The sequence below is a fragment of the Candidatus Paracaedibacter acanthamoebae genome (assembly GCF_000742835.1).
In the GTDB taxonomy this organism is placed as follows: domain Bacteria; phylum Pseudomonadota; class Alphaproteobacteria; order Paracaedibacterales; family Paracaedibacteraceae; genus Paracaedibacter; species Paracaedibacter acanthamoebae.
Genome location: NZ_CP008941.1, coordinates 133,357 through 160,278 on the forward strand (window position 1 = coordinate 133,357; position 26,922 = coordinate 160,278).

The 26,922-nt window shown below is 43.3% G+C and carries 23 protein-coding genes and 2 tRNA genes; 14 read left to right on the plus strand and 11 right to left on the minus strand.

The genetic code is table 11. The features are described 5' to 3' along the window. Nucleotides 1-148 precede the first annotated feature (148 nt). From clpB to ppa, 3 genes are all read left to right on the plus strand, one after another. The gene (gene clpB, locus ID47_RS00610; protein ID WP_038462784.1) at nucleotides 149-2,713 is read left to right on the plus strand and encodes an ATP-dependent chaperone ClpB; all 2,565 of its coding nucleotides are present in this window, start codon (nucleotides 149-151) and stop codon (nucleotides 2,711-2,713) included. A 208-nt stretch (nucleotides 2,714-2,921) separates the two neighbouring features. Further along, nucleotides 2,922-3,440 (plus strand): DUF2628 domain-containing protein, encoded by a 519-nt coding sequence (locus ID47_RS00615; protein WP_038462787.1) that lies wholly within the window; start codon nucleotides 2,922-2,924, stop codon nucleotides 3,438-3,440. 100 nt (nucleotides 3,441-3,540) lie between these two features. Further along, complete coding sequence (gene ppa / locus ID47_RS00620) at nucleotides 3,541-4,074, plus strand: inorganic diphosphatase (protein WP_038462790.1); 534 nt, start codon at nucleotides 3,541-3,543, stop codon at nucleotides 4,072-4,074. A gap of 243 nt (nucleotides 4,075-4,317) precedes the next feature. Here ppa and mutS read toward each other — a convergent pair whose 3' ends face one another. Continuing rightward, on the minus strand, nucleotides 4,318-6,969 hold the full coding sequence (gene mutS, locus ID47_RS00625; protein WP_038462793.1) for a DNA mismatch repair protein MutS: 2,652 nt from the start codon (nucleotides 6,967-6,969) through the stop codon (nucleotides 4,318-4,320). Between the two features lie 211 nt (nucleotides 6,970-7,180). Here mutS and ID47_RS00630 point away from each other — a divergent pair, with 211 nt between their 5' ends. From ID47_RS00630 to ID47_RS00670, 9 genes are all read left to right on the plus strand, one after another. Beyond that, nucleotides 7,181-7,441, plus strand: coding sequence for a hypothetical protein (locus tag ID47_RS00630; RefSeq protein ID WP_038462796.1), 261 nt, complete (start codon nucleotides 7,181-7,183; stop codon nucleotides 7,439-7,441). 143 nt (nucleotides 7,442-7,584) lie between these two features. Next, the gene (gene trpS / locus ID47_RS00635; protein WP_038462800.1) at nucleotides 7,585-8,586 is read left to right on the plus strand and encodes a tryptophan--tRNA ligase; all 1,002 of its coding nucleotides are present in this window, start codon (nucleotides 7,585-7,587) and stop codon (nucleotides 8,584-8,586) included. A gap of 383 nt (nucleotides 8,587-8,969) precedes the next feature. Next, complete coding sequence (locus tag ID47_RS00640) at nucleotides 8,970-10,325, plus strand: MFS transporter (RefSeq protein WP_038462802.1); 1,356 nt, start codon at nucleotides 8,970-8,972, stop codon at nucleotides 10,323-10,325. A 50-nt stretch (nucleotides 10,326-10,375) separates the two neighbouring features. Then, nucleotides 10,376-10,957 carry a cell cycle transcriptional regulator TrcR gene (locus tag ID47_RS00645; protein WP_051908315.1) on the plus strand — a complete coding sequence of 194 codons (582 nt, stop codon included), beginning with the start codon at nucleotides 10,376-10,378 and terminating at the stop codon, nucleotides 10,955-10,957. A gap of 203 nt (nucleotides 10,958-11,160) precedes the next feature. Beyond that, on the plus strand, nucleotides 11,161-12,558 hold the full coding sequence (locus tag ID47_RS00650; RefSeq protein WP_038462805.1) for an NAD(P)H-dependent flavin oxidoreductase: 1,398 nt from the start codon (nucleotides 11,161-11,163) through the stop codon (nucleotides 12,556-12,558). Between the two features lie 3 nt (nucleotides 12,559-12,561). After that, nucleotides 12,562-13,494, plus strand: a complete 933-nt coding sequence (locus ID47_RS00655) for an L-threonylcarbamoyladenylate synthase (RefSeq protein ID WP_232223245.1) — start codon at nucleotides 12,562-12,564, stop codon at nucleotides 13,492-13,494. A gap of 1 nt (nucleotide 13,495) precedes the next feature. Next, complete coding sequence (gene uvrA / locus ID47_RS00660; protein ID WP_038462809.1) at nucleotides 13,496-16,345, plus strand: excinuclease ABC subunit UvrA; 2,850 nt, start codon at nucleotides 13,496-13,498, stop codon at nucleotides 16,343-16,345. Between the two features lie 722 nt (nucleotides 16,346-17,067). Next, the gene (locus tag ID47_RS11440; protein WP_051908317.1) at nucleotides 17,068-17,322 is read left to right on the plus strand and encodes a hypothetical protein; all 255 of its coding nucleotides are present in this window, start codon (nucleotides 17,068-17,070) and stop codon (nucleotides 17,320-17,322) included. Nucleotides 17,323-17,372: 50 nt separating this feature from the next. Then, nucleotides 17,373-18,233, plus strand: coding sequence for a transporter (locus ID47_RS00670; protein ID WP_051908319.1), 861 nt, complete (start codon nucleotides 17,373-17,375; stop codon nucleotides 18,231-18,233). Nucleotides 18,234-18,765: 532 nt separating this feature from the next. Here the strand turns inward: ID47_RS00670 and ID47_RS00675 are convergent. From ID47_RS00675 to ID47_RS00690, 5 genes are all read right to left on the minus strand, one after another. Next, on the minus strand, nucleotides 18,766-19,359 hold the full coding sequence (locus tag ID47_RS00675) for a PopZ family protein (protein ID WP_038462810.1): 594 nt from the start codon (nucleotides 19,357-19,359) through the stop codon (nucleotides 18,766-18,768). 72 nt (nucleotides 19,360-19,431) lie between these two features. Continuing rightward, a complete protein-coding gene (locus ID47_RS00680) occupies nucleotides 19,432-20,949 on the minus strand; it encodes a TolC family outer membrane protein (protein ID WP_038462812.1) in 1,518 nt (505 codons plus the stop codon). Between the two features lie 300 nt (nucleotides 20,950-21,249). Beyond that, nucleotides 21,250-21,519 carry a hypothetical protein gene (locus ID47_RS00685; protein ID WP_038462814.1) on the minus strand — a complete coding sequence of 90 codons (270 nt, stop codon included), beginning with the start codon at nucleotides 21,517-21,519 and terminating at the stop codon, nucleotides 21,250-21,252. A 30-nt stretch (nucleotides 21,520-21,549) separates the two neighbouring features. After that, nucleotides 21,550-21,708 (minus strand): hypothetical protein, encoded by a 159-nt coding sequence (locus tag ID47_RS12700; RefSeq protein ID WP_156956594.1) that lies wholly within the window; start codon nucleotides 21,706-21,708, stop codon nucleotides 21,550-21,552. Nucleotides 21,709-21,771: 63 nt separating this feature from the next. Then, on the minus strand, nucleotides 21,772-22,092 hold the full coding sequence (locus ID47_RS00690; protein WP_038462817.1) for a rhodanese-like domain-containing protein: 321 nt from the start codon (nucleotides 22,090-22,092) through the stop codon (nucleotides 21,772-21,774). Between the two features lie 66 nt (nucleotides 22,093-22,158). Between ID47_RS00690 and ID47_RS00695 the strand changes: the two genes are divergently transcribed. Beyond that, a tRNA-Cys gene (locus tag ID47_RS00695) sits at nucleotides 22,159-22,232 on the plus strand. A 45-nt stretch (nucleotides 22,233-22,277) separates the two neighbouring features. On the opposite strand, the gene ID47_RS12705 is transcribed toward ID47_RS00695, so the two are convergent. Continuing rightward, nucleotides 22,278-22,421, minus strand: coding sequence for a hypothetical protein (locus tag ID47_RS12705; RefSeq protein ID WP_156956595.1), 144 nt, complete (start codon nucleotides 22,419-22,421; stop codon nucleotides 22,278-22,280). A gap of 76 nt (nucleotides 22,422-22,497) precedes the next feature. Here ID47_RS12705 and ID47_RS00700 point away from each other — a divergent pair. Continuing rightward, nucleotides 22,498-22,573, plus strand: a tRNA-Glu gene (locus ID47_RS00700). 19 nt (nucleotides 22,574-22,592) lie between these two features. Here the strand turns inward: ID47_RS00700 and ID47_RS00705 are convergent. The 4 genes from ID47_RS00705 to ID47_RS00725 form a co-directional block, all read right to left on the minus strand. Beyond that, nucleotides 22,593-23,189, minus strand: a complete 597-nt coding sequence (locus ID47_RS00705; protein WP_156956596.1) for a hypothetical protein — start codon at nucleotides 23,187-23,189, stop codon at nucleotides 22,593-22,595. Between the two features lie 846 nt (nucleotides 23,190-24,035). Then, nucleotides 24,036-25,307, minus strand: coding sequence for an HlyC/CorC family transporter (locus ID47_RS00710; RefSeq protein ID WP_038462820.1), 1,272 nt, complete (start codon nucleotides 25,305-25,307; stop codon nucleotides 24,036-24,038). Between the two features lie 3 nt (nucleotides 25,308-25,310). Beyond that, nucleotides 25,311-25,574 (minus strand): hypothetical protein, encoded by a 264-nt coding sequence (locus tag ID47_RS00715; protein WP_038462822.1) that lies wholly within the window; start codon nucleotides 25,572-25,574, stop codon nucleotides 25,311-25,313. Between the two features lie 329 nt (nucleotides 25,575-25,903). After that, nucleotides 25,904-26,755 (minus strand): 3-dehydroquinate synthase, encoded by an 852-nt coding sequence (locus tag ID47_RS00725; RefSeq protein WP_232223246.1) that lies wholly within the window; start codon nucleotides 26,753-26,755, stop codon nucleotides 25,904-25,906. Nucleotides 26,756-26,922: the final 167 nt, after the last annotated feature.

A 26,922-nucleotide genomic window follows, 5' to 3' on the forward strand; every position in this document is an offset into this window, starting at 1 on the left:
AGGGCGAGGAAGAAGATATAGCCATTCGTTGGCCTCAAATTTGATCACAGCAGTTTACGTGATTATTCTGAAAATTTTATAACTAAAATTTCATACCTCCTGCTTTAAAATAATGCTATTCTATAGCCAAAAAAGTCAGGAGGTTACCATGAATCAAGACCGTTACACACAACGCGCTCAAGGTATGATCCAGTCAGCCCAAATGATGGCTGTGCGTGAAGGGCATCAACAACTTACCCCCTTTCATCTTTTAAAAGTATTGCTCGACGATGCAGACGGAGTGGCAGCAAAAATCGTGACGTCGGCGGGTGGTAATGCCAAACAACTGCATCAATCCGTTGAGTCTGAACTTGGTAAAATCCCGAAGGTTTCAGGTGCTGGTGCTGCTGGCGTTTACCTTGCTCAAGAAGCAGCTAAGGCATTCGATGTAGCTGAAAAGGCTGCGGATAAAATGCGTGACCAGTTTGTTACCGCCGAAGTTTTATTCCTTGGATTATGTTCGATTGATCCTGCCAAGCGCTTGGCTGAAGCGGCTGGTGTCACTGCTTCTAAGTTAAGCGAGGCTATTGCGTCTTTTCGTAAAGGTCGAACGGCTGACTCCCAAAATGCTGAAGATACCTTTGATGCCTTAAATCGGTATGCCAAAGATCTGACAGCCGTGGCAAGAGAGGGAAAGTTGGATCCCGTCATCGGTCGAGACGAGGAAATTCGTCGCACGATTCAAGTGCTCTCTCGGCGGACAAAGAATAATCCGGTCTTGATTGGTGAGCCAGGCGTGGGTAAAACAGCCATTGCCGAAGGGTTGGCTTTACGTATTGTGAATGGGGATGTGCCCGAAGCCTTGAAAAACACACGCTTGATGTCTCTGGATTTGGGGGCTTTGATTGCCGGTGCTAAATACCGGGGTGAGTTTGAAGAACGCTTGAAGGCTGTCTTGAATGAGATTGCCAATGCGGCGGGAGACATTGTCTTATTTATAGATGAGTTACACACGCTCGTGGGGGCTGGAAAGGCTGAAGGCGCCATGGATGCTTCCAATATGTTAAAGCCAGCTTTGGCGCGCGGCGAGTTGCATTGTGTGGGCGCCACAACCCTCGATGAATATCGCCAGCATATTGAAAAAGATGCAGCGTTGGCGCGCCGGTTCCAGCCAATCTTTGTTAATGAGCCAACCGTTGAAGATACAATTTCGATCTTGCGGGGGTTAAAAGAAAAGTATGAAATTCACCATGGTGTGCGGATCAGTGATAATGCCATTGTGGCGGCCTGTACCCTCTCTAATCGTTATATTAGTGACCGCTTTTTACCCGATAAGGCCATTGATTTGATGGACGAAGCAGCCAGCCGCGTGCGTATGGCCGTGGATTCTAAGCCGGAAGAGATTGATGAATTGGATCGGCGTATTATTCAATTGAAAATAGAACGGGAGGCGTTAAAGAAGGAAGAAGATCCAGCTTCTAAAGAGCGTCTAGCAAAGTTAGAACAAGAACTTGCTGATCTTGAAGAAAAATCTGCGGTGATGACAGCAGAGTGGCAGGCTGAAAAAGAAAGCATTGCGAGTATTCATAAAATAAAGGAACAGCTGGATGCATTGCGGTCAGAGCTTGAGGTGGCGCAACGGCGCGGTGATTTAGCAAGGGCAGGGGAGATCACCTACAGCCTAATCCCCGCTTTGGAAGCTAAGTTGTCATCGATGTCTGATGATGGAAATAAACTGTCTTTGCGCGAAGAAGTAACGGAGCAAGATATTGCTGGCGTGGTTGAACGTTGGACAGGAATCCCGGTCGATAAAATGCTGACGGGTGAAAAAGACAAACTTATCCACATGGAGGAAAATCTGGGACGCCGTGTTATTGGTCAGGAGGAGGCTGTCAAAGCGGTCGCTCAATCAGTACGCCGTTCACGCGCCGGTTTGCAAGATCCCAATCGGCCGCTCGGATCTTTCCTGTTTTTAGGACCCACCGGTGTCGGTAAGACTGAATTGACCAAAGCGCTGGCAGAGTTTTTATTTGATGATGAGACTAATCTGGTGCGCATTGATATGTCGGAATATATGGAAAAGCATGCGGTGGCTCGATTGATTGGCGCCCCGCCCGGCTATGTGGGGTATGAACAAGGGGGAGCTTTGACAGAGGCTGTGCGACGCCGTCCCTATCAAGTGATTTTGTTCGATGAGGTCGAAAAAGCCCACCCGGATGTCTTTAATGTGTTGTTGCAAGTTCTCGATGAAGGGCGCTTGACCGATAGCCATGGCCGAACTGTCGATTTTCGGAACACGGTGATTATTCTGACTTCTAACTTAGGGGCAGACTATTTGGCCAGTCATGCCAGTGAGGATATTACGCCAGAAGTGCGCAGCCAAGTGATGGCGGTGGTGCGGGATTCTTTCAGACCAGAATTCCTCAATCGTCTGGATGAAATTTTAATCTTCCACCGACTCAGTCGCGCCAACATGACTCATATTGTTAAGATTCAAATCACCCAATTGGCCAAGAGATTAGCAGAGCGAAAAATCACGCTCAATGTGGATGATAAAGCCTTGGAATGGTTGGCTGATGCGGGTTATGACCCGGTGTACGGCGCTCGTCCTCTAAAGCGCGTTATCCAGCGCCATCTGCAAGATCCGCTGGCACTGAAAATTCTCAGTGGAGAACTGTTGGATGGCTCAACCGTCATTGTCACGGAAAAGGATGGCGCTTTAGTTATAGCATAAATTATCGACCAGGGAGACCCCCGAATGGGTTATCCCTGGAACCTCTTTGCGCCAAGGAGAGGAAAACTTATATTATTCTTTTGCTAATCAAGCCGTAATTTTTTGACTATTTTCAATAAAACAGTATGATAAGTGGTCAACATATTAAGTGATGTTATTTATTTAAGGCGATTATGATGAACGAAGAAGAATTAAAAAAATTATAGAGTTGGCCTCTTATCCAAATCCCCCCTCTGTTGATAAAGAAGAAAATAATAGATTTTATGAATGTGCATTTAATAAAATAGTAGGTGGTAAAATTTTTACTTGGAATTGGGCGGCCTTCTTTTTTACGGTTTGTTGGATGCTCTATCGAAAAATGTACTTATTAGCATTTTTGATCTCATTGCTAAGGGTGGGGGTTTTTATAGGTATTGGCACATGGATAAATGATTTTCAAGGGGGCTCTTTTTTGGGCATTTTATTTCTTGTATCGTATATAGTGGATTGGTTGGCCTCGGGGATGCTGTCTAATTATCTCTATTACAAAGATCTGCAAAGAAAGGCTCGGTTAGACTATAATTTAATTCATAAAAAACCGACAGATGGTTTTGCCCTTTTTTTGGGAATTGTCTTTATCCCATTTGCCTATCTATATGGCTTTGGCATATGGCTTCATTCTCGGTGGAAAATTGCTACTCTTAAAAAACAGATGGCTGTTAACCCCGCAGAATCAGTAATGAAGTAATTGCATACAGTAATAAGGCTGTGATATATAACGAAGATATAATTGGGCCGCGGGCGCTGTTAATTGCTGCGCGGCTTCTAACTTATGGGGAAAAGTAAATATGGATATTAGTTTAGTGCCATTGGGGGCCAATCCACCGCATGAGCTTAATGTAATCATCGAAGTTCCGATGGGGGGAGATCCTGTTAAATATGAAATTGATAAAACATCGGGCGCTATCTTTGTCGACCGTATGTTGCATACAGCGATGTATTATCCCTGCAATTATGGCTTTATTCCCCATACCTTGTCTGCCGATGGCGATCCTCTTGATGTTCTGGTCTACTGTGATGAGCGTCTGATTTCCGGATGCGTGATTTCAGTTCGCCCTATTGGGGTTTTAATCATGGAAGATGAAGCGGGACAAGATGAAAAATTATTGGCTGTGCCTGTTAAGCAAGTGAGTCCCATTCATGCCAATAAAGAAAGCTATCAAGATATTCCGGAAATCAAATTGCAGCAAATTGCGCACTTTTTCTCCCATTATAAGGATCTTGAAAAAAATAAGTGGGTAAAGGTTATTGGTTGGGAAGGTGTTGAGACAGCCCAGCGTGTTATTGAAGAAGCAATTGCTTTGGCGGCTCAAAAGAAATAAGTTTTTCTGAAAATTTGCTAATGAAAAAGCCCGACAATGTCGGGCTTTTTATACTTAATCGGCCAGCGCGGCTTCTGCCTTAAGCTGTTTTTTAAGTTTTACCGGATGCTTTAAAATTAGTGTCCACCATCATCCACCCTTGGTGGAATAGCAATAAAAAGGACTACCTTGAGATAAACAAGCTTTATTCTGAGCAGAAAATTTGAGAGTCAATGTAATAAAACTCACCTTGGCTCCTATAAATTAAGCAATTCTTCTTTTTAATTCATATAAGCGATCTAACGCCTCGCGTGGCGATAGGCTATCTATATCTAAGGCTAACAAATCTCGTTCAAGTTGACTAACTGTTGTTGGTGCTACCACAGGCGTTGCGGGAATTGTTAGTTCACTGCGTTCCGCCTCAAGCGATGCTAGAATTCCTGTTGCGCGTTGGATAACGGAACCCGGCAGACCTGCCAGCGCAGCCACATGGATTCCATAGGATTTATCAGCGGCTCCCTCTATAACTTCATGCATGAAAATGACTTTTCCTTCCCATTCCTTAATGCGCATGGTCAGGCATTTCAATGTTGGAATCTTATCCTGCAATTGAGTCAATTCATGATAGTGGGTCGCGAAGAGCGTCCGACAGTTATTATGCTGGGCAATATGTTCTGTGACGGCCCAAGCAATCGATAAACCATCAAAGGTTGCCGTACCGCGGCCAATTTCATCTAGAATCACAAAGGATCGATCAGTTGCTTGATGCAGGATTGCCGCTGTCTCAACCATTTCAACCATAAAGGTGGATCGTCCAGAAGCTAGATCATCAGACGCCCCCACGCGTGAGAAGATGCGATCGACAATGCCAATATGAGCCTTTTGAGCCGGCACATACGACCCAAGTTGGGCGAGTATCGCCATCAGAGCATTTTGACGCAGATAGGTACTTTTACCAGCCATGTTGGGCCCGGTAATCAGGAAAAGTTTGGCTGCATCATCCATATGACAACCATTAGCTACAAACGTTGTCTCTCCCCGTTCTTTTAAAAGGGAGGCGACAACCGGGTGAAACCCGCCCGCTATCTGGAATGTTAACGACTGATCGACCGTAGGGCAGCAATAACCTTGCGTTTGGGCAAGTTCTGCTAAGGCCGATGCGACATCCAACGCCGCTAAAGCGCGGCAACACCTTAAGATATCATCGGTCACGAGTTGAATATCACTGACTAAGTTTGCAAAGATTTGGAGTTCTAATTCCATCACCTGTTGGGCGGCCACTGTAATTTTACGCTCAAGTTCGGCTAACTCGGGCGTGGAATAACGCAAAGATGACGCTAATGTTTGGCGATGAATAAAGTCTTCCGGAACTTTATTGGCATGGCTGGGAGTGATATCAATATGGTAACCAATGATATTGTTATGTTTAATCTTAAGGCTGTTGATGCCAGTGCGCGCTATATAGTCGGCTTGCAGTTGGGCGATATGGTCCTTAGCGTTGTCGCGTAAATAGCGATAAGTATCTAGGTCGCCATGATATCCTTCGGCAATAAAGCCCCCATCCCGGGTATAAAAAGGAAGTTCATCAGCCAAGGCGCGGGTCAACTTGTCCGTTAAATCGGTGTGATGACCGAGGCGTTGAACATGTTTTGTTAAGCCTGCGGATAGACCTAATTCTGTAAAAGTCTGTCTGATCTGCATCGCCATGGTAAGGCCATCCCGCAAACAAGCTAGATCCCGAGGGGAGCCGCGCATCATATTCAGGCGCGATAAAGCTCGTTCCATATCGGGAGTTTGTTTTAGCATGTCGCGGATAAAATGTCGATCATCGCCTGAGTTCACAAAGTATGTCACATTGTCTTGGCGTTCTTGAATAGCCTCAAGCTGTAAAAGAGGGGCTGCTAATTGCATGCTGAGTAGACGGCTGCCCGCTGCTGTTACGGTCCTATCAATCGTATCCATCAAGGATCCTTGGCGTTGGCCTGACTGGGTAAGATGGAGTTCTAAACTGCGTCGAGTAGGCGCATCAATGGTCATAATAGACTGAGGCTTGATTTGACGGGGACGATCAATAAGGCGGAGAGCGGCCTTCTGAGTTATTTGGATATAGTCGATTAAGGTTCCAGCGGCACGAATCTCCGCTTGGGAAAAGTTACCAAATGCATCAATTGTTTTAACTTGATAAGCAGTTTCTAGCCGTAGTTTGCCGTTTTCATAGTCAAAACGGGCAAGGGGAAGGGGACTAAGCTTGCGTTTCCATTGATTTAAATGTTCATAGAGGGAAGGCTCGGTAATAAGGCGGTCTGGAATAATAATTTCAGCCGGATTGAGGCGCGATAGAACCCCTGCTAATCCCGTGAGATCGGTTTGTTCAACCAAAAAAGAGCCAGTCGACAGTTCAATAATTGCGATTCCGATTTGTTGATTGGTCACCGGCGAGACGGCGATCAAAAAATTACTCTGACGCGCTTCGAGCATATTTTCTTCGGTAATTGTCCCTGGCGTGACGACACGGACGACATCCCGTTTTAAGGGGCCTTTGGCGCCGCGTTTTTTAGCGGCCGCGGGATCTTCCAATTGTTCACAAACGGCAACTTTAAAACCCTTCTGAATCAATCTGGCTAAATAAGATTCATAAGCATGTGCTGGCACACCGCACATGGGAATATCGTTGCCCTCATTTTTGCCGCGCCTGGTTAGAACGATATCAAGAGCTTTGGCCGCTGTAACAGCATCATCAAAAAATAGTTCATAAAAATCACCGAGACGAAAGAATAATAAAGCATCGCCATATTCTTTCTTCATCTCTAAGTATTGGGCCATCACAGGCGATAGTTTTATTTCTTGTTTTTGGAGTTGCTCTGGCTGGAAGGCTGGAGCTGCCGGTTCGGCTAAACCTAAATTTAATTCTGACATCGCTCTATAACTATCTATGGAACTTTGAGTTATATTTACGACAGAATCCGTTCTTATAGCAAGGGTAACATCTCCTAATTTTAGGGTAATGTCTGTAGATAATTTAATATGATTGCTTAAATCTCTAGGATAGAACGATTTTCTGTTATCCATCTTTTTGAAAAGTACGTAAGAAGATGAATTTTTAATCAGCAGTAAGGATAAAATTCTTGTGCTGGAAAAAATTATTAAGAACTTAAAGGAGGGGAGCGCAGAATTCGCGGCTAAGAAAGAAGAGGGAGTGGGTGTCTCTCATATTTCCCAAGCCAGTGCAGTTGGAGAAGAAATTTGGAACGGATGCTGTCCTCACACCGGCCGTGGTGAAGAATTTCATCCTCGGATTGACCTTGATACTTATAAAGAATTAGGGAGAAACGTTATTAAAGTTTATAGCGATCTCGTTCTTATAAATGAGGAAGCATTAAAACAATAAATCGGACAGATCATTCAATAATTTTGACGAAAACAGGCAAGATGGGATAGAACATGCTTCTTTTGATAACGTAAATCAGCATTTCCAAATGGCGTGGAATTGGCTATACTTTTGAGAAATTGTTCAATGAGACGACTTAAATAATGCAGCGAATTTTATCAGGGGTCCGGCCAACAGGCGGGATACATTTAGGAAACTATCTAGGGGCTATTCGTAACTGGGTCAGTATGCAACATCAAGCCCAAGAAAGCTTGTTTTGTATTGTTGATATGCATGCCTTAACCACCCTTGGTGAAACGGAAAGCTTAGCTGAGAATACTTACGCCATTGCTGCTGCTTACTTGGCGGCCGGGATTGACCTCAATAAGGCATCTATTTTTGCCCAAAGCCATGTGGCGGCTCATACTGAACTTTCTTGGATTTTTAGCTGTATTACGCCACTGGGGTGGTTGAATCGAATGACCCAGTTCAAAGAAAAGGCTGGTAAACATAAGGATTTAGCTTGCCTTGGACTTTATGCCTATCCGGTTTTAATGGCGGCAGATATTCTTTTATATAAGGCAACCCATGTGCCGGTTGGTGATGACCAAAAGCAGCATTTAGAGCTCGCTCGGGATATTGCAGGGGCCTTTAATCGTCGCTTTGGCGATGATCTTTTCCCGATTCCAGAACCCATGATCCTGGGATCGGCGACCCGGGTGATGAGTTTACGGGATGGATCTTCGAAAATGAGTAAATCGGATATTTCTGAGTATTCGCGAATAGAATTGATGGACAATGCAGATGCGTTGGCCTTAAAAATTCGCAAAGCCAGAACCGATATGGAGCCACTCCCTGAAAAATTCAGCGATTTAGAGGGCCGTCCTGAGGCGCAAAACCTTGTCAATATATATGCAACATTAGCTAACATGGCCCCCGACGCGGTGTGTCAGCAGTTTGTAGGATCCAATTTTGCTCCCTTTAAGCAACAGTTGGTCGATTTAATGGTAGCCACCATTGTGCCAATCGGGGATAAAATGCGCCAGTATTTAGCCGATAAAGTGATGCTGCAAAAGGTTTTAACGGCAGGGGCACGAAGGGCCAATGAATTGGCGCAATCACATATGCAAGATGTGCGTCGGGCAATCGGCATGGTTGCCCTATAATTGAAGTATTGATAGCGTAAACGGGGTTCTTTGCCTTGCTTTTATTGTTTGGTTCTCCGCCGCCGAGGCGGGAACTTGAGATGACCAGTGATTCCTTATGCCATATCGAGTTTCCATGTCGCTCTTTGATTGTCCGGAAGAATGGGATTTCTACTATCCTGCTTTTCTCTTCAAAGCCGCTGATTTTTTAGGAGAGTATGACTTTTTAACCAGCAATTACTAAAGTTTTACGGTAGATAAAAAGAATTATAATTTTTTTTATAAAATCTATTGATCTGGAACTTTAAAATTCGCTACTATCACACAGAGATAAAAATTACCTTGAATTTATAAAATTCTTGTCTATCTGGTAATTAAGCCCTAACTTTTTATGAGAGCGATCCATGTCCCAACCTCATCAAAAATCAGATATGTCTAAGGTGATCCCCAAATTATCTCTTGAATTGTCCGCCACCCCTTCCTGTCCACCCCAGGATTTTTTTTTATCTAATTCCATGAAAAACACACCAGTAGCAAAAAAAATAATTCCCCCAACCGTTTGGCTAATCGGACTCATTATGTGTCTGATGAACATTTCCTATATTGTGATTTATAGCCTGTCAGCATTGTATTTGAATACCTCCTTGGGGGTAGATATAAGATTGATCGGAATTCTAGAAGGAAGTGCTGAGGCTTTATCTTTCATTATGAAGCTATTTTCGGGGGTCATTACTGACTATTTCCGACGCCGCAGACCGATTATGCTGATTGGCTATTTTATGACGGTTATCAGTAAACCTATGATGGCAATTTCAGCTAATTTTTTTAATGTTTTTGCTGCTCGGTTGTTTGAACGTATTGGCAATGGTATTCAGGCCTCTCCACGGGATGCTTTGATCGGGGATGTGGCTCCTGTCCAACAACGAGCTGCCAGTTTTGGGTTGATGCGCTCCTTAGGGACTGCTGGATCTTTTATGGGGGGTGTGCTGGGGTTCTTGGCCATGTGGTATACGGCTAATAATTTCCAACAAGTCTTTTGGATTGCATCAATTCCAGCCTTTATCGCTTTTATTCTGTTGGTTGTTTATATTAAAGAGCCCAAAACCCATGTCGATAATGATGGTAAAATTGTTAAATTGAAGAAAACACGGCGTCCGATCCGGATTGCAGATTTACTGTCTTTGGGGCGAAACTATTGGACATTAATGGTGATCGTTTTAATCTTTATGTCGGCGCGGTTTAGTGAAACATTGATGGTTTTGTATTCCCATAATAACTTTGGTTTAGACAAGACCTATGCCCCTTTAATTATGAGCCTTTATAATTTAACTTATAGCTTTTCATCTTATCCAAGTGGTGTGTTAGCTGATAAATATGGTCGTAAGGCAGTGATGATTTTTGGAACAGTTGCTTTAGTCCTTTCTGACCTTTTTATGTATGCAGCATCAGATTTAGTCACTTTCTTTATCGGTGTCTTTATCTGGGGCATTCAATTGGGTATCGTCCATAACATGTTTGTGTCTTTAATTACAGATTATGTGCATGAGGATGTGCGGGGAACAGCGATTGGAACCTACTATTTGATTGCAGCGATAGGCTCTTTTGCTGCTGGCGCTGGTGGCGGCTTTGTCTCTCATCATTTTGGCATTCAGACCATTTTCTTTGGAAGCCTAATTGTTGGCCTGATGGCCCTCGGAGCGATGATGGTGTTATTGCCGTGGGGTAAAAAATCTGTGGTAATTTCGGCTAAAACCCAGTAGAACTTATTATAAGTTTGGAATAATAACGACTTACATTGTGGAGAGAAAGTATGACTGCCCCACTCATGCCGAAAGCAACGGCTATTTGGCTAGTTGAAAATACGGCACTGACCTTTGATCAAATTGCAGATCTCTGTGAATTGCATATTCTGGAAATTCAAGCAATTGCTGATGGTGAATCGGGGACCAATATGATTGGGTTGAATCCGATCACCAGTGGTCAGTTGTCCGAAGAAGAAATTAAACGCTGCGAAGATAATCAAGAGGCGCGCTTAAAGTTGAATCCAATTGTTACTGCGGACAGTGTGCTTGGGAAGAAAACCCGTAAGTATACGCCAGTTTCTAAGCGTCAAGATCGTCCAGATGCAATTGCATGGTTGGTTAAATTCCATCCAGAGTTGACGGATGCGGTGATTGCAAGATTGTTGGGGACGACAAAGAATATGATTAATTCCGTTCGGTCAAAAAGCCACTGGAATAGTCAGAATATTAAACCACGTAGTCCTGTGCATTTAGGATTGTGCCGTCAAGTGGAACTAGATGCAGCCATAGCAGCGGCATCTACAGATGCTTCAAAGACTGATACACCTATTTTTGTAGCAGAGTCTCACGAAGAAGATAATAAATTTTAGATTGTGCTTTCTTTTTGTTGTGTGCTCCGTCGCTTAGATTAGAGCTGAATTAAATTTAATTCAGCTTATATTTCTAAATTGAGTAGTGCAGAGATCGTGTAAATAAAAATAATATCTAAAAGACATGCGGAACGCCTGGTTTTGTTTAGCAATTTTGAAACCTTAGGTTTCTCAACATAAACTGCATAATATAAGGAATAATAATGACTATTCTCACCCCTACATTCATGTCCGGTAAAGAAGTTTTCCCCTTGGTTGAAGGCGGAAAAGGAATTGCTGTTTCCACTGGTCAAAGTGCCGGTGCCTGGGCCGCGGCTGGCGGGATAGGGACATTTTCAGCGGTTAACGCTGATGCGTATGATGCGAATGGGAATTTAATTCCTGTTGTTTATAATGGACGCACCCGTCGTGAACGCCATCATGAATTAATTTCCTATGCAATTAAAGGTGGTATCTCCCAAGCCAAAGTGGCTCATGAAATGTCTAATGGCAATGGACGTATTCACATGAACGTTCTGTGGGAAATGGGGGCGGTTGAGCCTATTCTGCATGGGATTTTGTCCCAAGTAAAAGGGTTGGTCCATGGTGTAACTTGCGGTGCTGGTATGCCGTATAAGTTGGCGGAAATTTGCAGCCATTATAATGTGTTTTATTATCCAATTGTATCATCAGCGCGTGCCTTTTCTATTTTATGGAAGCGGGCTTATAGCCGCTTTACAGAGTACCTGGGTGGAATCGTTTATGAAGATCCGTGGTTAGCTGGTGGCCATAATGGTTTATCGAATGTCGAAGATCCTAAGGTGCCACAACCTCCCTACCAACGGGTGAAGGATTTGCGTAAAGCCATGACAGAGGTTGGTTTGGCTGCAACACCTATCATTATGGCGGGGGGTGTATGGTGGCTGAGCGAATGGCAGGATTGGTTAAATAATCCAGAAATTGGGCCCATTGCTTTCCAATTTGGGACACGTCCCCTCTTGACTCAAGAAAGTACAATTTCACCTCAGTGGAAGCAAAAGCTAATGGCACTGAAGGAAGGTGATATTTATTTGAATAAATTCAGCCCAACTGGATTCTATTCTTCGGCTGTTGAAAATAGCTTTTTGCGCGACTTAAAGGCTCGGTCGGAGCGCCAAATTCCATTTAGCAGTGAGACTGTGGGGGATCATACAGAAGAATTGGCAATTGGTGCGAGAGGGCGGCTCGTTTATGTAACATCCCATGATAAAGAAAATGCATTGAACTGGATGGCACAAGGCTTCACTCAAGCGATGCGAACCCCAGATTCAACTTTGGTTTTTGTGACACCTGAATCTGAGCAAACTATTCTTAAAGATCAAATTGATTGTATGGGCTGTTTGTCTTCTTGTAATTTTAGCAACTGGGCTCAGAATGAAGCGGGAACGAATGGCCGTAAGGCAGACCCCCGATCTTTCTGTATTCAAAAGACTCTGCAATCAGTGAGTCATGGTGGCGATCCTGAGCATGAGCTTTTGTTCTCAGGTCATCAAGCCTATCGGTTTAAAACAGATCCATTTTATGCAGACGGGTTTATTCCAACCGTTAAAGAGTTGGTGGCTCGCATCCTTACGGGATACTAAATAGTGGCGATTGTATGCTTTTCACCTGAGGTGTTATATCAGGCCTGTGCCTTATTGACGGCAGGGGATGTGGTCGCTATTCCCACTGAAACTGTTTATGGATTGGCGGCGGATGCAACCAATGATAAGGCAGTTGCTAAGATTTATTCCGTTAAACAGCGCCCCGAATTTAACCCTTTGATTATTCATTGTCACAGTGCGCAACAGGCAAAACAGTATGTAGCTTTTGATAGTCGGGCGGAAAAACTAGCCGATATTTTATGGCCAGGACCAATCACCTTTGTCTTAAAGAGGCGTGCCGATTCGCCGCTTTCTCTATTAGCGAGTAGTGGTTTAGATACTTTGGCCATTCGTATCCCAGCCCATCCTGTTGCCCAGGCTCTGATTAAGGCTTATTCAAAGCCATTGGCTGCGCCCAGTGCTAATTTATCGCAGACAATTTCCCCAACTTCCGCTATTGATGTTCAAGCGTCCTTGGGCAGCCGAGTGCCTCTGATCATTGATGGGGGCCAAACGCGGGTAGGGGTTGAGTCAACCATTATCGATTTAACGGAAGAAACGCCAAAAATTCTCCGTCCTGGCGGTATTTCAGTGGAGCAAATTCAAAGTATAATTGGTTCTGTTGACGTTGAGACGGGCAGGGGTATTAAGGCGCCCGGCATGATGGCGCGCCACTATGCGCCCTCGGTTCCAATGCGCTTGGACGCTATGACCCCGGAAAATGGTGAACTATTTCTTGGGTTTGGCGACATGGAAAGTGAGTATAATTTAAGTCTATCAGGGAATTTAGAGGAAGCAGCAGCTAATCTATTCCGCCTGATGCGCTTAATGGATCAGCCTGGGATTAAGGCAATTGCTGTTGCTCCTATTCCCCGGCATGGATTAGGATTGGCTATTAATGATCGGTTGACGAGAGCTGCAACCCGAGAGGGGTAAGATGACATCTATAATTTCTATTCGTGGGGCGAGAGAGCACAACCTTAAAAACGTCAATGTTGATATTCCGCGCGATAAACTTGTTGTTATTACAGGCTTAAGTGGTTCCGGTAAATCATCCTTAGCCTTTGATACCTTGTATGCTGAAGGGCAACGACGGTATGTGGAAAGTTTGTCGGCATACGCACGCCAATTTTTACAGTTAATGCAAAAGCCCGATGTAGACTCTATCGAAGGTCTTAGTCCTGCTATTTCTATTGAGCAGAAAACAACATCGAAGAATCCGCGGTCGACGGTTGGAACGGTCACTGAATTATATGATTATCTGCGTCTGCTGTTCGCCCGTATTGGGACTCCTTACTCGCCGGCCACGGGCTTGCCGATCGAGGCACAAACGGTAAGTCAAATGGTGGACCGGATTTTGGCTTTGCCAGAAAAGACTCGGCTGCTTGTATTGGCACCGATTGTGCGGGGCCGCAAAGGCGAGTATAAAAAGGAAATCCTCGAGCTTCGTAAGAAAGGATTTCAGCGTATTCGTATTGATGGTACCGTTTATGAGATTGACGAAACGCCGGACTTGAATAAAAAGGTCAAACATGACATCGACGTCGTTATCGACCGTATTGTAGTGAATCCAGAGATTGGGACACGCTTAGCCGATTCCTTAGAGACCGCGTTGGACCTAAGTGATGGATTAGTTTACATTGAAAATGCGGATACTCACGAGAGTTTTACGCTGTCTTCTAAATTTGCTTGTCCTGTTTCAGGCTTTACAATCGATGAAATTGAACCACGATTGTTTTCATTTAACTCACCCCATGGCGCCTGCCCAACCTGTGACGGGTTGGGAATCCAGATCAACTTTGATCAACGTCTGGTTGTTCCCGATCCTTCTTTATCCATTCGTGACGGAGCAATTGCGCCGTGGTCAACGGCTGACAATACCAGCAAACGGGCCGCGCATGTTTATGAATGGTATATGCAAACTCTTTCATCCGTTGTTCATCATTTTGGGGGTGATATTGATGCACCCTTTGAAAAGTTACAGCCACCTTTGCAAAATGCTTTGTTGCATGGGTCAGGCCAAGAAGATATTTCGATGATTTTTGATGATGGTGTGCGCCGCTTTAGGACGTCTAAGCCATTTGAAGGTGTTATTCCGAATCTTGAGCGTCGCTGGAAAGAGACGGAAAGTGATTGGATGCGGGAAGAGCTATCAAAATATCAGACTACGGCACCCTGTAAGGTATGCAAGGGATATCGTCTAAAGCCAGAGGCTCTCTGCGTTAAAATTAATGATAAATCCATTGGTCAAGTCACGGAATTATCGATCCAAGAGTCGGCTGATTGGTTTATGCAGTTGCAGTTAACGCCCAAGCAACAGGATATTGCCTATCGAATTTTGAAAGAAATTAACAGCCGCTTGCAATTCCTTGTCAATGTGGGATTGGATTATTTGACTTTATCTCGGTCAAGCGGGACTTTATCGGGTGGTGAAAGCCAACGTATTCGCTTAGCCTCGCAAATTGGCTCGGGGTTAACAGGCGTCTTATATGTGTTGGACGAACCATCGATCGGACTACACCAACGCGATAATGATAAACTGTTAGAAACCTTGCGTCATTTACGCGATATTGGCAATACCGTCGTCGTGGTTGAGCACGATGAAGATGCAATCCGCTTGGCTGACCATGTGATTGATATGGGCCCACGCGCTGGCGTTCACGGCGGGCAAATTATCGCCCAAGGAACCCCCCAAGAGATTATGGATAATCCTGACAGTATTACAGGGGCTTATCTAACGCATCAAAAGAAAATTCCTCTGCCCACAACGCGACGCTCTGGACATAAAGAAAAGACATTGTCTTTGAGAGGGGCGACGGTCAATAATCTTAAAAATGTTAAGGTTGATATTCCATTAGGGACCTTTACCTGTATTACGGGGGTGTCGGGTGGTGGCAAATCATCCCTTACCATTGAAACGCTCTATAAAGCTTTGGCTCACAAACTCAATGGCAGTCGTGGGACGGGTGGCGATTATCAGGAATTAAAAGGGGTTGAGCATCTGGATAAGGTCATTGATATTGATCAATCACCGATTGGACGCACACCGCGATCCAATCCTGCAACCTATATTGGATGTTTCACACCCATTCGCGAATGGTTTTCAGGCTTACCTGAAAGTAAGGCGCGCGGCTATTCACCGGGCCGGTTTTCTTTCAATGTGAAAGGGGGACGGTGTGAAGCTTGCCAGGGCGATGGTGTGATTAAAATTGAAATGCACTTTCTCCCTGATGTGTATGTGCAGTGTGATCAATGCCATGGTAAACGCTATAACCGAGAAACCTTAGAGGTGACTTTTAAAGGAAAGTCGATTGCTGACGTTTTAGATATGACGGTCGAAGAAGCAACAACTTTTTTTGAGGCTCATGCCGCTGTTCGAAATAAGCTTGAAACATTACAGCAGGTAGGGCTGGGGTATATTCACGTGGGCCAACAGGCCACTACTTTATCGGGTGGAGAGGCACAGCGCGTCAAGTTGGCTAAAGAACTTTCTAAGAGGGCTACCGGTAAGACTATTTATATTTTGGATGAGCCAACGACAGGTCTTCACTTTGATGATATTGCTAAGCTCCTTGAAGTTCTGCATGCTCTCGTCGATCAAGGTAATACGGTGGTGGTGATTGAGCATAATCTTGAGGTTATTAAAACCGCTGACTATATCATCGATATGGGGCCGGAAGGAGGCCATAAAGGGGGAGAGGTGGTTGCAGAAGGAACGCCCGAAGAAATCGTTAAGGTTAAGGCAAGTTATACCGGTAAATATTTGAAAGAATATTTAGCCGTATAAAATTGGATGTGTAATTAGAGGTTAAGCGTACTTTTTAGTAGTTTTGAGTTTATTTGTATTTTTCTACCCCTTCTTTGTGTTGTGTTTTCAATTGTACAAAAAAGAAACACCGTGGCACTAGGATTGTTGTTAATTGCGTCTTGTGAAAATTCGTTCAACATAATAAAAAAATCCTAATCTTAGGTTTAATTTTTAATATTGGAGTTATTGGATATTTTAAATATTCCTTTTTTATTTTGAGTAATATGAGCTTCCTCTTACCAGGAAATTTTGTATACGAAAAAATTATACTGCCGCTTGGTGTGTCTTTTTTTTACCTTTCAACAGATTGCTTATTTAGTCGATCCTTATCACGGTGATAAGCCTGAATCTAATATAGTGAAGTATGCCCTTCTCGTAAACTTTTCCCCCATTCTATCACAGGGCCCCTTGTTCAATATAAAGAGATTTCTCCTCAATTTGATCATGTCACTTTATCATCTGTCAGAGCGGGTGCAGATAGATTTAGTCACCTTTCTTCTTCTTCTTTTCATTTTAATAACTTTCTCGAAATTATCAAAATTTTTGAGGTGCAAGGCATTAGAGTCATACTTTTTTTCCCGCCAATGGCTCCCACGGTCATCAAAGAAATGAAAAAATATGATTACAGTTATATTGATGATTTAAAAGAAAAATTTTAAAACACTGGAATCGTTGTTACGGACTTTACAGATGCGCAAAAAATGTTAGAGACAACTGATTGCGAATTTATTGATGGCTTTCACGGTGGGGATGTCTTATATGCAAAGATTCTCAAGTATCTATCTGATCAAGAGCCACTGCTATCTGAATTTGTAGATAGTAAGGCCCTAAACAAAATTATTGATTCCTATTCAGGCTTGGCAATGATTCCAAATCCTAAAATAACTAGCAAACCTGAAATCGATTTCTTGCGTTTAGGATGTGTTAAGTCGTTAAGGAAGGGCTTGTCATCTTAAAGAACCGACGAATACAATTAATCATTAATCTGTATTAAAAGGTCCTGGATATGCATTCTTTAATTTCTTATCTTTGCACGATAAGTTTCTTGCTAACTTCTGCTTTTGCCGAAAATAAGAGCTATGATAAATCTAAACATCATATTTTTTATCCTACTCCAGTTAAGAATTTGAGAGAGTTATCAACGGATCGACCTGATAAAACAGAGGGACCGTTTACCGTTGATGCTGGCCATTATCAAATAGAATTTGATATGGCGACTTATACGTATGATCGCAACAAACGCGATCATACGCGCACTTATGGCTATACCATTTTTGCCCCAAATTTCCGAGTCGGATTGTACGATAATTTGGAAGTAAATCTTATCATGACCAGTTTTAAGTCGGTGAAAACTAAAGATATTGAGGCGGGACAGGCAGTTCGGAATCAAGGGTTTGATGATATGCTGCTGCGTTTTAAATATAACTTTTGGGGTAATGAGGGTAAAGATAGAACAGCTTTTGGCCTTATTCCCTTTGTTAAACTGCCCACGAACCATGATCATTTAGGCAATAAGTCTTATGATGGTGGGGTTATTTTGCCCTTAGATATTAAAATAACCGATAAGTTAGGTCTGGGTGTTATGACAGAAGTTGATTATCAAAAGGGAGATAGTGTTAAGCGACATGTCTTTAATTTTGTCAATTCTGCTTCCCTTGGTTATGACTTTACTGATAAAACTTCGGGTTTTTTGGAAATCTTTACGGAAAAGTCCCGAGAACGCGGTTCAAAATGGAATGTAACACTTGATTTTGGCATGACCTATGGCGTTACAGATAATCTGCAACTCGATGCTGGCGCGTATGTTGGCTTGTCAAAACTAGCCGACAACATTACACCATTTGTTGGGATGACGTGCCGGTTCTAGCTGCAAAATGCCATCATTAAGATCACCCTTAAAGTTTCCCAGATCTTTATTAATGTCCGCAGTGTCAAACACACCAGCATAGTTTTCTACACAGACTTACTTTCCCCTAAAGACTTGTAAGCTTTACGGCGGAGGCGTTAGGGTATAATTCCCTGCTAAATGGCAAGCGATAACTCATGTAATTTTGAGATTCCGGGTCGCCCTTCGGTTGCCCGGAAAGAGGCTATTTTTTCCCGGCCGAAGAGCCGGGATCTCGAGATAACAAGCGGTAGCCCTTATAAGTTCGAGGTTCCGGCTCGCGCTTGCAGTTGCCCGGAAAAAGGGTGGGTATAATGGTGCATTCTTCCTCATTCCAGCCTTGAGCCGGAATCCATTCCTGCGTCTGGATGCTACTAAGATTTAGACGGATATAGCTGTGGTAAAATCATCCTGTCCACAAAGTCAAGGTATGGTTTCCGGGTCACGCTACGCTTGCCCGAAAGAGATTTTTTGTTGAAAAATATCGAAAAATCCTTGGTTGTCAGGCCGAATATTATCGGTTGCCTGTCATTTTGGCGATTTCATCAGCCACCATTTTTTCAACCAACTGTGATAGATTCTGATCAATCCAGCGTTGAATCATGGGTGTCGCTAAATCACCAATTAATTGGTCCAGTGTTACGTTCATTTTCCCTGCCGCCGAGGTTGCTTCTGAGGAAATAGCTTCCTTTTTTGTCGCTTCTGCCAATTTAGCAAAGGGATTATGTTGAGCGGCAGCCGGTTTTGCCTCTGGTGTACTTTCATTCAGTGTGGCGTGACTTCCCAGTGTTTCGCGCGTAACAGCATAGTCTTCGCCAGAAGTTTCGGGAGAAGATGTCACAAACAAGGAACTATCTTCAAAGCTATTCTTGGGGGCAAAAACAGGAACTTCATGCTGCCTTGGGGCGTTGGGGCTACTTGAGCGCGCAACGCCTTCTGTGCGATAGGGAGATTCTGATCGAGACGCTGTTTCAAGCGGCCGTTCAACTTCCTTGACGGGTGTTTCTTCAGAAACATATTTGCGAATTGACGCTAGGATTTCTTCCATGGACATATCTTCATCATTATGCTGAATTTGTGCTTTTTTGCTGCCCCAACCTAGTACCATTTGTTAGTCCCCTTTTACTGAATAATCTATTTCTAGATTAACCCGATCTTTGATTTAATTAAATATTTAAAATCAAAAGCTATTTGTTGTCTCTCTATAGTGAATATCTGGCTCATACAAGTCAACTTTTAATCCCAAGGATTTAGCCGTTAACTCTCCCATGACAAACATAACTTCATAGGCGGCTGCGAGATGGTCTTGCTCCGCTCTGACGAGATTGACTTGGGATTCCACCAGACGATTGATAGCGTTTAAAACATCCAACAGAATTTTTGAGCCAACTAATAATTCTTGTTGTGTTCCATCAAGGCTAATAAGATTTGCCTGCACTTGCTTTTTGAATTCTATAATCTTTGCTTCAGCCGCTTTGAATTTATTCCATGCGGTAACCGCTTGCTCCACAATTGTGCGACGGGCCTGTTCAATAGCAATTCGAGCTTGTTCGGCACCTTCAGATGCTTCGCGGCGTTGAGAACGCTTATTGCCCCCTTCATAAAGGGGGATTGTCATTTGCAGTTGAACCGAATGATCTACCCGGCGATTGTTTTGGGGGTTAATAAAGCCGCGATTATTAGATTGAGTGTATTTACTCTTAAGGTGGTCGTTAGAAGCAGCACTTGATCCTACAAGATCTATAGAAGGAAGGAGTGCCCCCGTTGCCCGATCAACTGCATAACGTGCTGTTTTTTCGTCCTGCATAGCCTTTAATAAGGTCGGTGCGTTGAGTCTTGCCCGTTCAATTGTTTCCTCAAGGGTTTTTGGAAGATTCTTTGGTATTGGCGGTCTTGCCAGTTTACCGGGTTTTCTGAATGTCGCTCTTTCAAATGTTCCTTTAAGTTGTTCTAATTCTCCCTCAGCGGTGATCCGTTGAGCAATGCCAGCGGCTAATTGAGCATCCGCTTGGGCGACGCTGGTCCGGGTTTCTTCTCCTACCTCATACTTGTCTTGAGTGGCTTTTAATGTTTCTCTGAGGTTAGCTTCATTACGTTTTAAAAGTTCGACCTCCGCGTATTTAGACATTAAAGACATATATGTTGCTGAGACGCTTAATAAAACATTTTGTTCGGCATCAGTAAGGGCAGCTTTGGCAGCTTTATAAGCAGATTCAGTTTCCTTCATCTGATTGAGCGTTTGCCCACCAGCAAATAAATTTTGTCGTAACTCTACCTTCGCCGATAACGATCCATCTTTTTGTGATTTTGTGGTGCCAGGTGTGTTCGCCTGTTGCTTCACGGAATCACCCATCATATTGGTTTGGCTAAGACCCGAACTAAGTGTCCCATTGACAGTTGGACGCCAACCTGATTTGGCTTGGACTGTTTTTTCAACCGTTGCTCTAATAGCTGAAATTTGCTGTTTAATTTGAGGGTTAGTTTGATAGGCATCGGCCATCGATTTTGCCAGTGAATCTTCTTGAAGACCTGGTATAGCCTCAAAAATTTTACGGGTCAACGTTTCAATATTATCTGGCTTTTGAGTCAGGAATCCTTCCGCTCCAGTGTGGTTGAGAATAGGACCACTCTCAAGTTTTTTGGCTGCAGCGGCTTGAGACTTTACTGTGGATGAATCGCCCTCTGGTAAAGGTGGCATATCCACTTTAACTGTATCTGTTTTGGATGTATCTGTGACAGAGCCGGCTTTGAGTGAGGCGGGGTCAGCTTTTTTGACATCTGTTTGTAATACGGCTGGAGCTTCTGTTTTTTTGCGGATGCGATCCCCGGCAGTAAAGCGCTAAAGAAAAGAATTGACAATAGTTTTAACACAGTAACCCTCGACAATATGTCTTAACATTTTTTAAGGGTATTATGTTTTCACGTTATTCTCAAGATGAATTCGTTAACAAAAGGTTAAATTAATTAATTGTTGAAACAAACCGTAAATCGATTGAGGTTACAAGCGATTTTGGATGGCGTTATTATGATCGGCGGGATCAGCGTAATCAACCTTGAGTTGTTGACTGCGCGCTGTTAAATCGCCCATCAAGAATAATAATTGATAGACTGTTAAATAATACTTACGCTGGGCGTGGGCAACGGCCCGTTGGGTTTCAATGAGTTTAAGGACATCCAAAAGAATTTTTGAGCCACCGGTTAATTCTTCTTGCGTTCCTTCAAGGCTGATTTGGTTGGCTTCAACTTGGATTTTGTAATCGTCCATCATGGCTTGAGCAATAGAATTTGTTGGTCTTTTTTAAGGATTTTCAAGAGATTTTTCTACCAAATCTGTTATGCCGTGAGGCTGCATTTTAATAAGCTCGCTAACTTTTGGTGTTTTGTGATTAATATCATCGACAAAGGATTTGACCTTGGCGTCGCGGGCAGCATTAGCGACGGCGAGTATACTTGTCATCCATAAGCAGCTAAAAGATAGCGAAATGCTTTTCTTTTCCCGATTCCTCAGGCACATAACCCTTTAATAGCGCTTCATGGTCCTATCAACATCTTTGGCCCAGCTATCTATGCCGCCGGATAGGCAATAAACTTTCTGAAAACCACATCCTTTAAGAAAAGCAGCGGCTTGCCGGCTCCGTGACCCATGATGGCAAACCATAACGATTGGTTTGTCGTCGGGTAAAATATGCATGTGGTCGGGCAGGTCACTCATAGGAACATTTAGGCTGCCCTCAATGAGACACAGTTGTTGCTCCCATGAGGGACGTAGATCCACCAATGCTAGCTCTTCCCGAGCTTCGAGCATTTTTTTGAGCTGCTGAGCTGTAATTTCTTTCATCATTTTTTCCTTCTCACGAATATCTTGACCTTTGCGTTCGTTGCGTCTACTATCACTACATATCTAAGAGGCCGGGTGGCAGAGTGGTTATGCAGAGGACTGCAAATCCTTGTACGTCGGTTCGATTCCGGTCCCGGCCTCCATATATTTTCAAACAAACTGAAAATTCCGATTTTACCCTTCCATCTTTAATTATCTTTTTCTCTGCTGTTCCTACCTTTGGTAGAGCTAACACCCGCTTTCGAAATTCCTTCAAAAATCTGACCAAATTGGGGAGTCAAAAGTCCGGCGACTTTTTGTTGGTTGGGTATATCTTCAAACTTTCCCCACATTTTGTACTTCCCCAAAAAACTTTTAAAAAACTCTTGCAATTGCCATGCACAGCAGTTATAAAATCAATACTATCAGGTCCCCATCGTCTAGAGGCCTAGGACACCGCCCTTTCAAGGCGGCAACACGGGTTCGAATCCCGTTGGGGACGCCATTTATTCTCTATCCATGAATTAATGAGCATTAAATAAAGGCAGGCAAATCGGCCGGCGAAGCCCCGCGTAACATCCGCCGCCTGTTTCACTATTTTCACGCACAATATCTATTAAAAAAGCTCGAGTAGCTGAGCTTGTTGGAAAAAAAATATCGGCTGAACGCGGCTCTTTAAAATGACTTAGATCCCAAAGGCGTGCTAACAATTGTGGAATATGAGCGCCTGTTTCCTTAGTTTCAACAGGATTTATTTTTATATGTTCTTTCAACTTATTAATGTTGTAGTGAACTGATTGTTGCCCCTGGGGCGTAAGGCCCAAAAATTCTGGAGTTAACAAAATGTTTGCAAGGACATCCAGGCCAATATTTTTTGTTGCAGGAATGTACCTTGCATCAACTTTCTGCAACTCCATTAAAGTTTGTCGCATATTCATTGCTTCATTAACTGCATGAACATCCTTGCCAATTGTGTTTTGTTGGGATAAAGCCAGATAGTGACTATACTGATCTTGAACAAATTTTACATTTTGGGCGTCTAGGGGACGTTCAATATCCATACTGTGAATGCTTGTCAGCAATAATGATGCACAAGTTGTTCTTAATATTGCTCTCAACATAAAATTTTTCTCAATTTATACTTTATCTATAATTCTACGTTAGTGAATCTCTTCCTAAAAAAGAGTTAATATTAAATATTCATAAATTTATACGGCACCCGACCACTCTTTTAAAAAGGATGAAGAGGTTAAAATTGGCAGGAAGCCTAGAGGAACAGGAACAAACTCAGATCTTTATATTATTAAATACTTAATTCCTCTAAAGCTTTGATTAATAAAAACTTAATGTTGGCTCAAGGGGGCATTGTAGTCGAGTTAAGGCGTAGTCATTACAAATTTATAAATAGTTAGTGTTTTGCTTGTCGTGTCCTTGGTGTATCTAAATAATCAATCCTTCTGTTATAGCTCATATATTAACGCTGCTGAGCTTGCACGAGGGGGATAGGTTCTATATATTGGTCAAAATTTTTTTTGGGGGGGGGTAAATAAAGGGGAAAAAGTGAGTATATAGTGGCGCACTTTCTCTCATTCCGACCTTGAGCCGGAATCCATTCCTGTGTCTTAAGGACGACAAGGCATAACTGTGATAAAATCAGGCTGTCCATAAAATCTAGGCATGGTTTCCGGGTGGCCCTTCAGTTGTCCGGAAAAAGGCTTTTCTTTCCCGGCCGAAGAGCCGGGATCTCGAGATAACAAGCGGTAGCCCTTATGATTTCGAAATCCTGGGCCTGTTCTCAACTTGATTGGGGATCAAGCCCGGGGATGCACTTATTGTTTGATCACTCCTATGAGTTCGAGTTTCCGGGTTGCCCTTCGGTTGACCGGAAATAAGGGGCCTTTCCTAGCTCTTCTGCTGGGAAAAGGGCCTCTTTTGGAAACATTGGTGGGATAAATAACAAGACCACCTTAATTCTGGCTTGTAATTGACTTAATTTTTAAGAGGGTGATTTGATTGCGATGACGGCGCAGAATCTCAAAATGATAACCGTGGATGTTAAAGGATTGCCCGACCTCGGGGATTGCGCGGATTTCATAAAGGACCAAACCTGCCATTGTTGAGGCCTCTTCGTCAGGCAATTCCCAATTCAGTTGACGGTTGACATCGCGGATTGTCACCGTACCATCAATAATGAATGAGCCATCCTCTTGCGGACGGATACCGCGTACAGCAATATCATGCTCATCGGTAATATCTCCAACAATTTCTTCTAAAATATCTTCCAGAGTCACGATGCCGTTAAATGCTCCATATTCATCAACCACAATGGCAAAGTGTTCTCGGCGGTTTTTAAAGGCTTGGAGTTGCTCAATAAGATCTGCTGTCTCCGGAATAAACCAAGGGGCGGCTGCAACGGACACAATATCGAGCTTATCTAAGCTATCCTGATGAGCGTTAACATAGCGTAACAATGCTTTCGAATGAATAATGCCAACAATATTATCAGTATCATTTTTATAAAGAGGAACGCGCGTGAAGGGGCTTTCTAAAACCTGTTTGACGATCTCACTGGGGGCATCATTGGCATTAACCATCGTCACATTTTTGCGGTGCGTCATGATTTCTCCAACGGAGACCTCGCGCAAATCTAAAATGCTTTTTAACATGGCCCGTTCATTATTGGCATCAGGCTTTTCGTGGGCAAAGTGCATATCAATTGCCCCTCTTAATTCTTCAAGGGCGGCGAATTCATCATTTGCATTCGATTTAATACCAAAAAGTCTTAAATGAGCCCGTGCAAAATTGTTGATCGCAAGAGTAATGGGACGGAAAACCCGGAACACAACCCATAAAGGGCGGATAAGAAGCATTAAAACCTTTTCTGGGCTGTTGACAGCAATAATTTTAGGTAAGGTTTCTGCATACACAGTAATAATGATCGTCATAGCGAAAGAAGCAAAAATGATTGCCTCTTTACCGAACAAATCTGCGGCAATATCCCCAATATTGTTGTTAACAATAGTGAGGCATAAAGTGTTGAATAAAAGAATGGTCGACAGAGAAAGACCAACGTTTTTCTGCAGTTCAAGCACCAACTTAGCCTTAGGATCCCCTTTCTTAGCTAAACTATGCAACTTGGCCTTGGAGACGGCTGTGACCGATGTTTCAGCTGAGGATAGTAAACTCGCCAAAGCAATTAAAGCGAGAAGCATAATAAATACAATAGCGAGAACGGGCATGATTTATTCTTCCTCTCTTAGCTTGTCAAATCCATGACGGTTACCAACGTCCATTGGAATGGAGATTGAGATATCGTAGTCTTCAGGATCTTGTTTGATTCGTCGGGCCGGCGCGTGATCAGTGTTTCCTTTGCTACCCTGGGTGCCCCCGATGGACATGGTGACGTCTTGGCGAGATTCAAGAGGTTGTTGCTGCAAAGCCTTTTGTTTCAGCTTATATTCAACCAATTTCATCAATTCATGTTCATGCTTTAATTTCTCAATCATGGCGTTATGGGACAGAGCCCCAGTTTGAATCAGGCTGTGAAACTTTTCTGCTTCCGCGAGTAAGAGGGCAGATTCTTTATCGGATGTTGTTTCTTGTAGTTGTTTGATATGGCGAGAATAAAGATCGATGGCTTTTTTAAGATAGCGATTAAAGGTCGGTGATTTTTTTTGGCGTCTGAATCAATCAGCCGGCCGATGGCAATTTCCCGTTTTTCAGATGGATTTTTTTTCGCTAAAACTGGGGCAATAGAAAAGTGTAGGAGGCAGACAACTGCTCCTAACAACATCACAAATCTGGATGATCGATTTCCCATAATAATAAGACTGTATCACGATACATTTTCAGAAACAAATGTTCTGATATCATCTGCCTTACATCTTAAACAATAGGGTTGGCCGGGTGCTTTTGCGACAATGAATTGCAACATTTGTTGCTGGCTCTTTTTATCCTTAAGCATTAAATCGATTAACTTATCAACATCCGTTAGATATTTCTTATAGTTTGTTTCAAGTCCTATATGGCTGAAGGCTTGCTGTAGTTGATCAATGGGATGAGAAGATTGGGTAAAATGGGTAGCAAAGTCATGTTCTGCGATCAATCCAAGAGCTACGGCTTGGCCATGGGAAAGATGGGGGTATAGCTTTTCAAAAGCATGACCAAAGGTATGGCCGGCATTTAAAATAAGACGATCCTTATTGGCGGAATTTTCAAACCAATCATTATTAATGATCTTGAGCTTTAGGTCGATAGCATAAGGAACAATATTCTCTTTATTATAGAATTTTTCTGTCTTCCATGCTTTGGCATCAGAGGTCCAAGCCATTTTAATTACTTCAACCATGCCGGACGCATAGTTTTCTGGAGGCAGACTATTGAGAAAAGTTTGGTCAATAATGGTTTTTCGCGGTGGGTGAAAGCTGCCGATCAAATTCTTAGTATTATTAAGATTAACCGCTGTCTTGCCCCCCACACTGGCATCAACCATTGACAATAAGGTGGTTGGCACCGCCCACCACGTAATGCCCCGCATGTAAATGCTCGCAGAAAAACCAACAAGGTCAAGTAAACTGCCGCCCCCAATCGCAATCAAGGTTGACTGCCTATCGGCTTGATGTTGTTGCAAGAACTGAATAATTTGCTCTACCCCTGCTAGCGTTTTGTTATCTTCTGTTGAATCCATCAGAAGTATTGGGCAAGCAGTGGCAAGCTGTGGGATTTTTGGATCGCACACGATGAAGGCATTGGCCGGAAGATGTCTTGCTGCAAAATCAAAGAAATCTATCGATACCTTATATGGGCGCGTATACGAAAAATCGTGAGATAAAGATGTATCAAAAATGGGGTGGA

What these genes read in the sequence shown, in the direction of transcription:
- trpS (WP_038462800.1), top strand. Translation starts at nt 7,585, where the DNA reads ATGCAGCGAATTTTATCAGGGGTCCGGCCAACAGGCGGGATACATTTA.
- ID47_RS00680 (WP_038462812.1), bottom strand. Translation starts at nt 20,949, where the DNA reads ATGCCACCTTTACCAGAGGGCGATTCATCCACAGTAAAGTCTCAAGCC.
- ID47_RS00690 (WP_038462817.1), bottom strand. Translation starts at nt 22,092, where the DNA reads ATGATGAAAGAAATTACAGCTCAGCAGCTCAAAAAAATGCTCGAAGCT.
- ID47_RS00650 (WP_038462805.1), top strand. Translation starts at nt 11,161, where the DNA reads ATGACTATTCTCACCCCTACATTCATGTCCGGTAAAGAAGTTTTCCCC.
- ID47_RS00670 (WP_051908319.1), top strand. Translation starts at nt 17,373, where the DNA reads ATGCATTCTTTAATTTCTTATCTTTGCACGATAAGTTTCTTGCTAACT.
- uvrA (WP_038462809.1), top strand. Translation starts at nt 13,496, where the DNA reads ATGACATCTATAATTTCTATTCGTGGGGCGAGAGAGCACAACCTTAAA.
- ID47_RS00705 (WP_156956596.1), bottom strand. Translation starts at nt 23,189, where the DNA reads ATGTTGAGAGCAATATTAAGAACAACTTGTGCATCATTATTGCTGACA.
- ID47_RS00645 (WP_051908315.1), top strand. Translation starts at nt 10,376, where the DNA reads ATGACTGCCCCACTCATGCCGAAAGCAACGGCTATTTGGCTAGTTGAA.
- ID47_RS12705 (WP_156956595.1), bottom strand. Translation starts at nt 22,421, where the DNA reads ATGTGGGGAAAGTTTGAAGATATACCCAACCAACAAAAAGTCGCCGGA.
- ppa (WP_038462790.1), top strand. Translation starts at nt 3,541, where the DNA reads ATGGATATTAGTTTAGTGCCATTGGGGGCCAATCCACCGCATGAGCTT.
- ID47_RS12700 (WP_156956594.1), bottom strand. Translation starts at nt 21,708, where the DNA reads ATGACAAGTATACTCGCCGTCGCTAATGCTGCCCGCGACGCCAAGGTC.
- ID47_RS00640 (WP_038462802.1), top strand. Translation starts at nt 8,970, where the DNA reads ATGTCCCAACCTCATCAAAAATCAGATATGTCTAAGGTGATCCCCAAA.
- mutS (WP_038462793.1), bottom strand. Translation starts at nt 6,969, where the DNA reads ATGTCAGAATTAAATTTAGGTTTAGCCGAACCGGCAGCTCCAGCCTTC.
- ID47_RS11440 (WP_051908317.1), top strand. Translation starts at nt 17,068, where the DNA reads ATGTTAGAGACAACTGATTGCGAATTTATTGATGGCTTTCACGGTGGG.
- ID47_RS00710 (WP_038462820.1), bottom strand. Translation starts at nt 25,307, where the DNA reads ATGCCCGTTCTCGCTATTGTATTTATTATGCTTCTCGCTTTAATTGCT.
- ID47_RS00715 (WP_038462822.1), bottom strand. Translation starts at nt 25,574, where the DNA reads ATGATTGAGAAATTAAAGCATGAACATGAATTGATGAAATTGGTTGAA.
- ID47_RS00685 (WP_038462814.1), bottom strand. Translation starts at nt 21,519, where the DNA reads ATGATGGACGATTACAAAATCCAAGTTGAAGCCAACCAAATCAGCCTT.
- ID47_RS00725 (WP_232223246.1), bottom strand. Translation starts at nt 26,755, where the DNA reads ATGGATTCAACAGAAGATAACAAAACGCTAGCAGGGGTAGAGCAAATT.
- ID47_RS00675 (WP_038462810.1), bottom strand. Translation starts at nt 19,359, where the DNA reads ATGGTACTAGGTTGGGGCAGCAAAAAAGCACAAATTCAGCATAATGAT.
- clpB (WP_038462784.1), top strand. Translation starts at nt 149, where the DNA reads ATGAATCAAGACCGTTACACACAACGCGCTCAAGGTATGATCCAGTCA.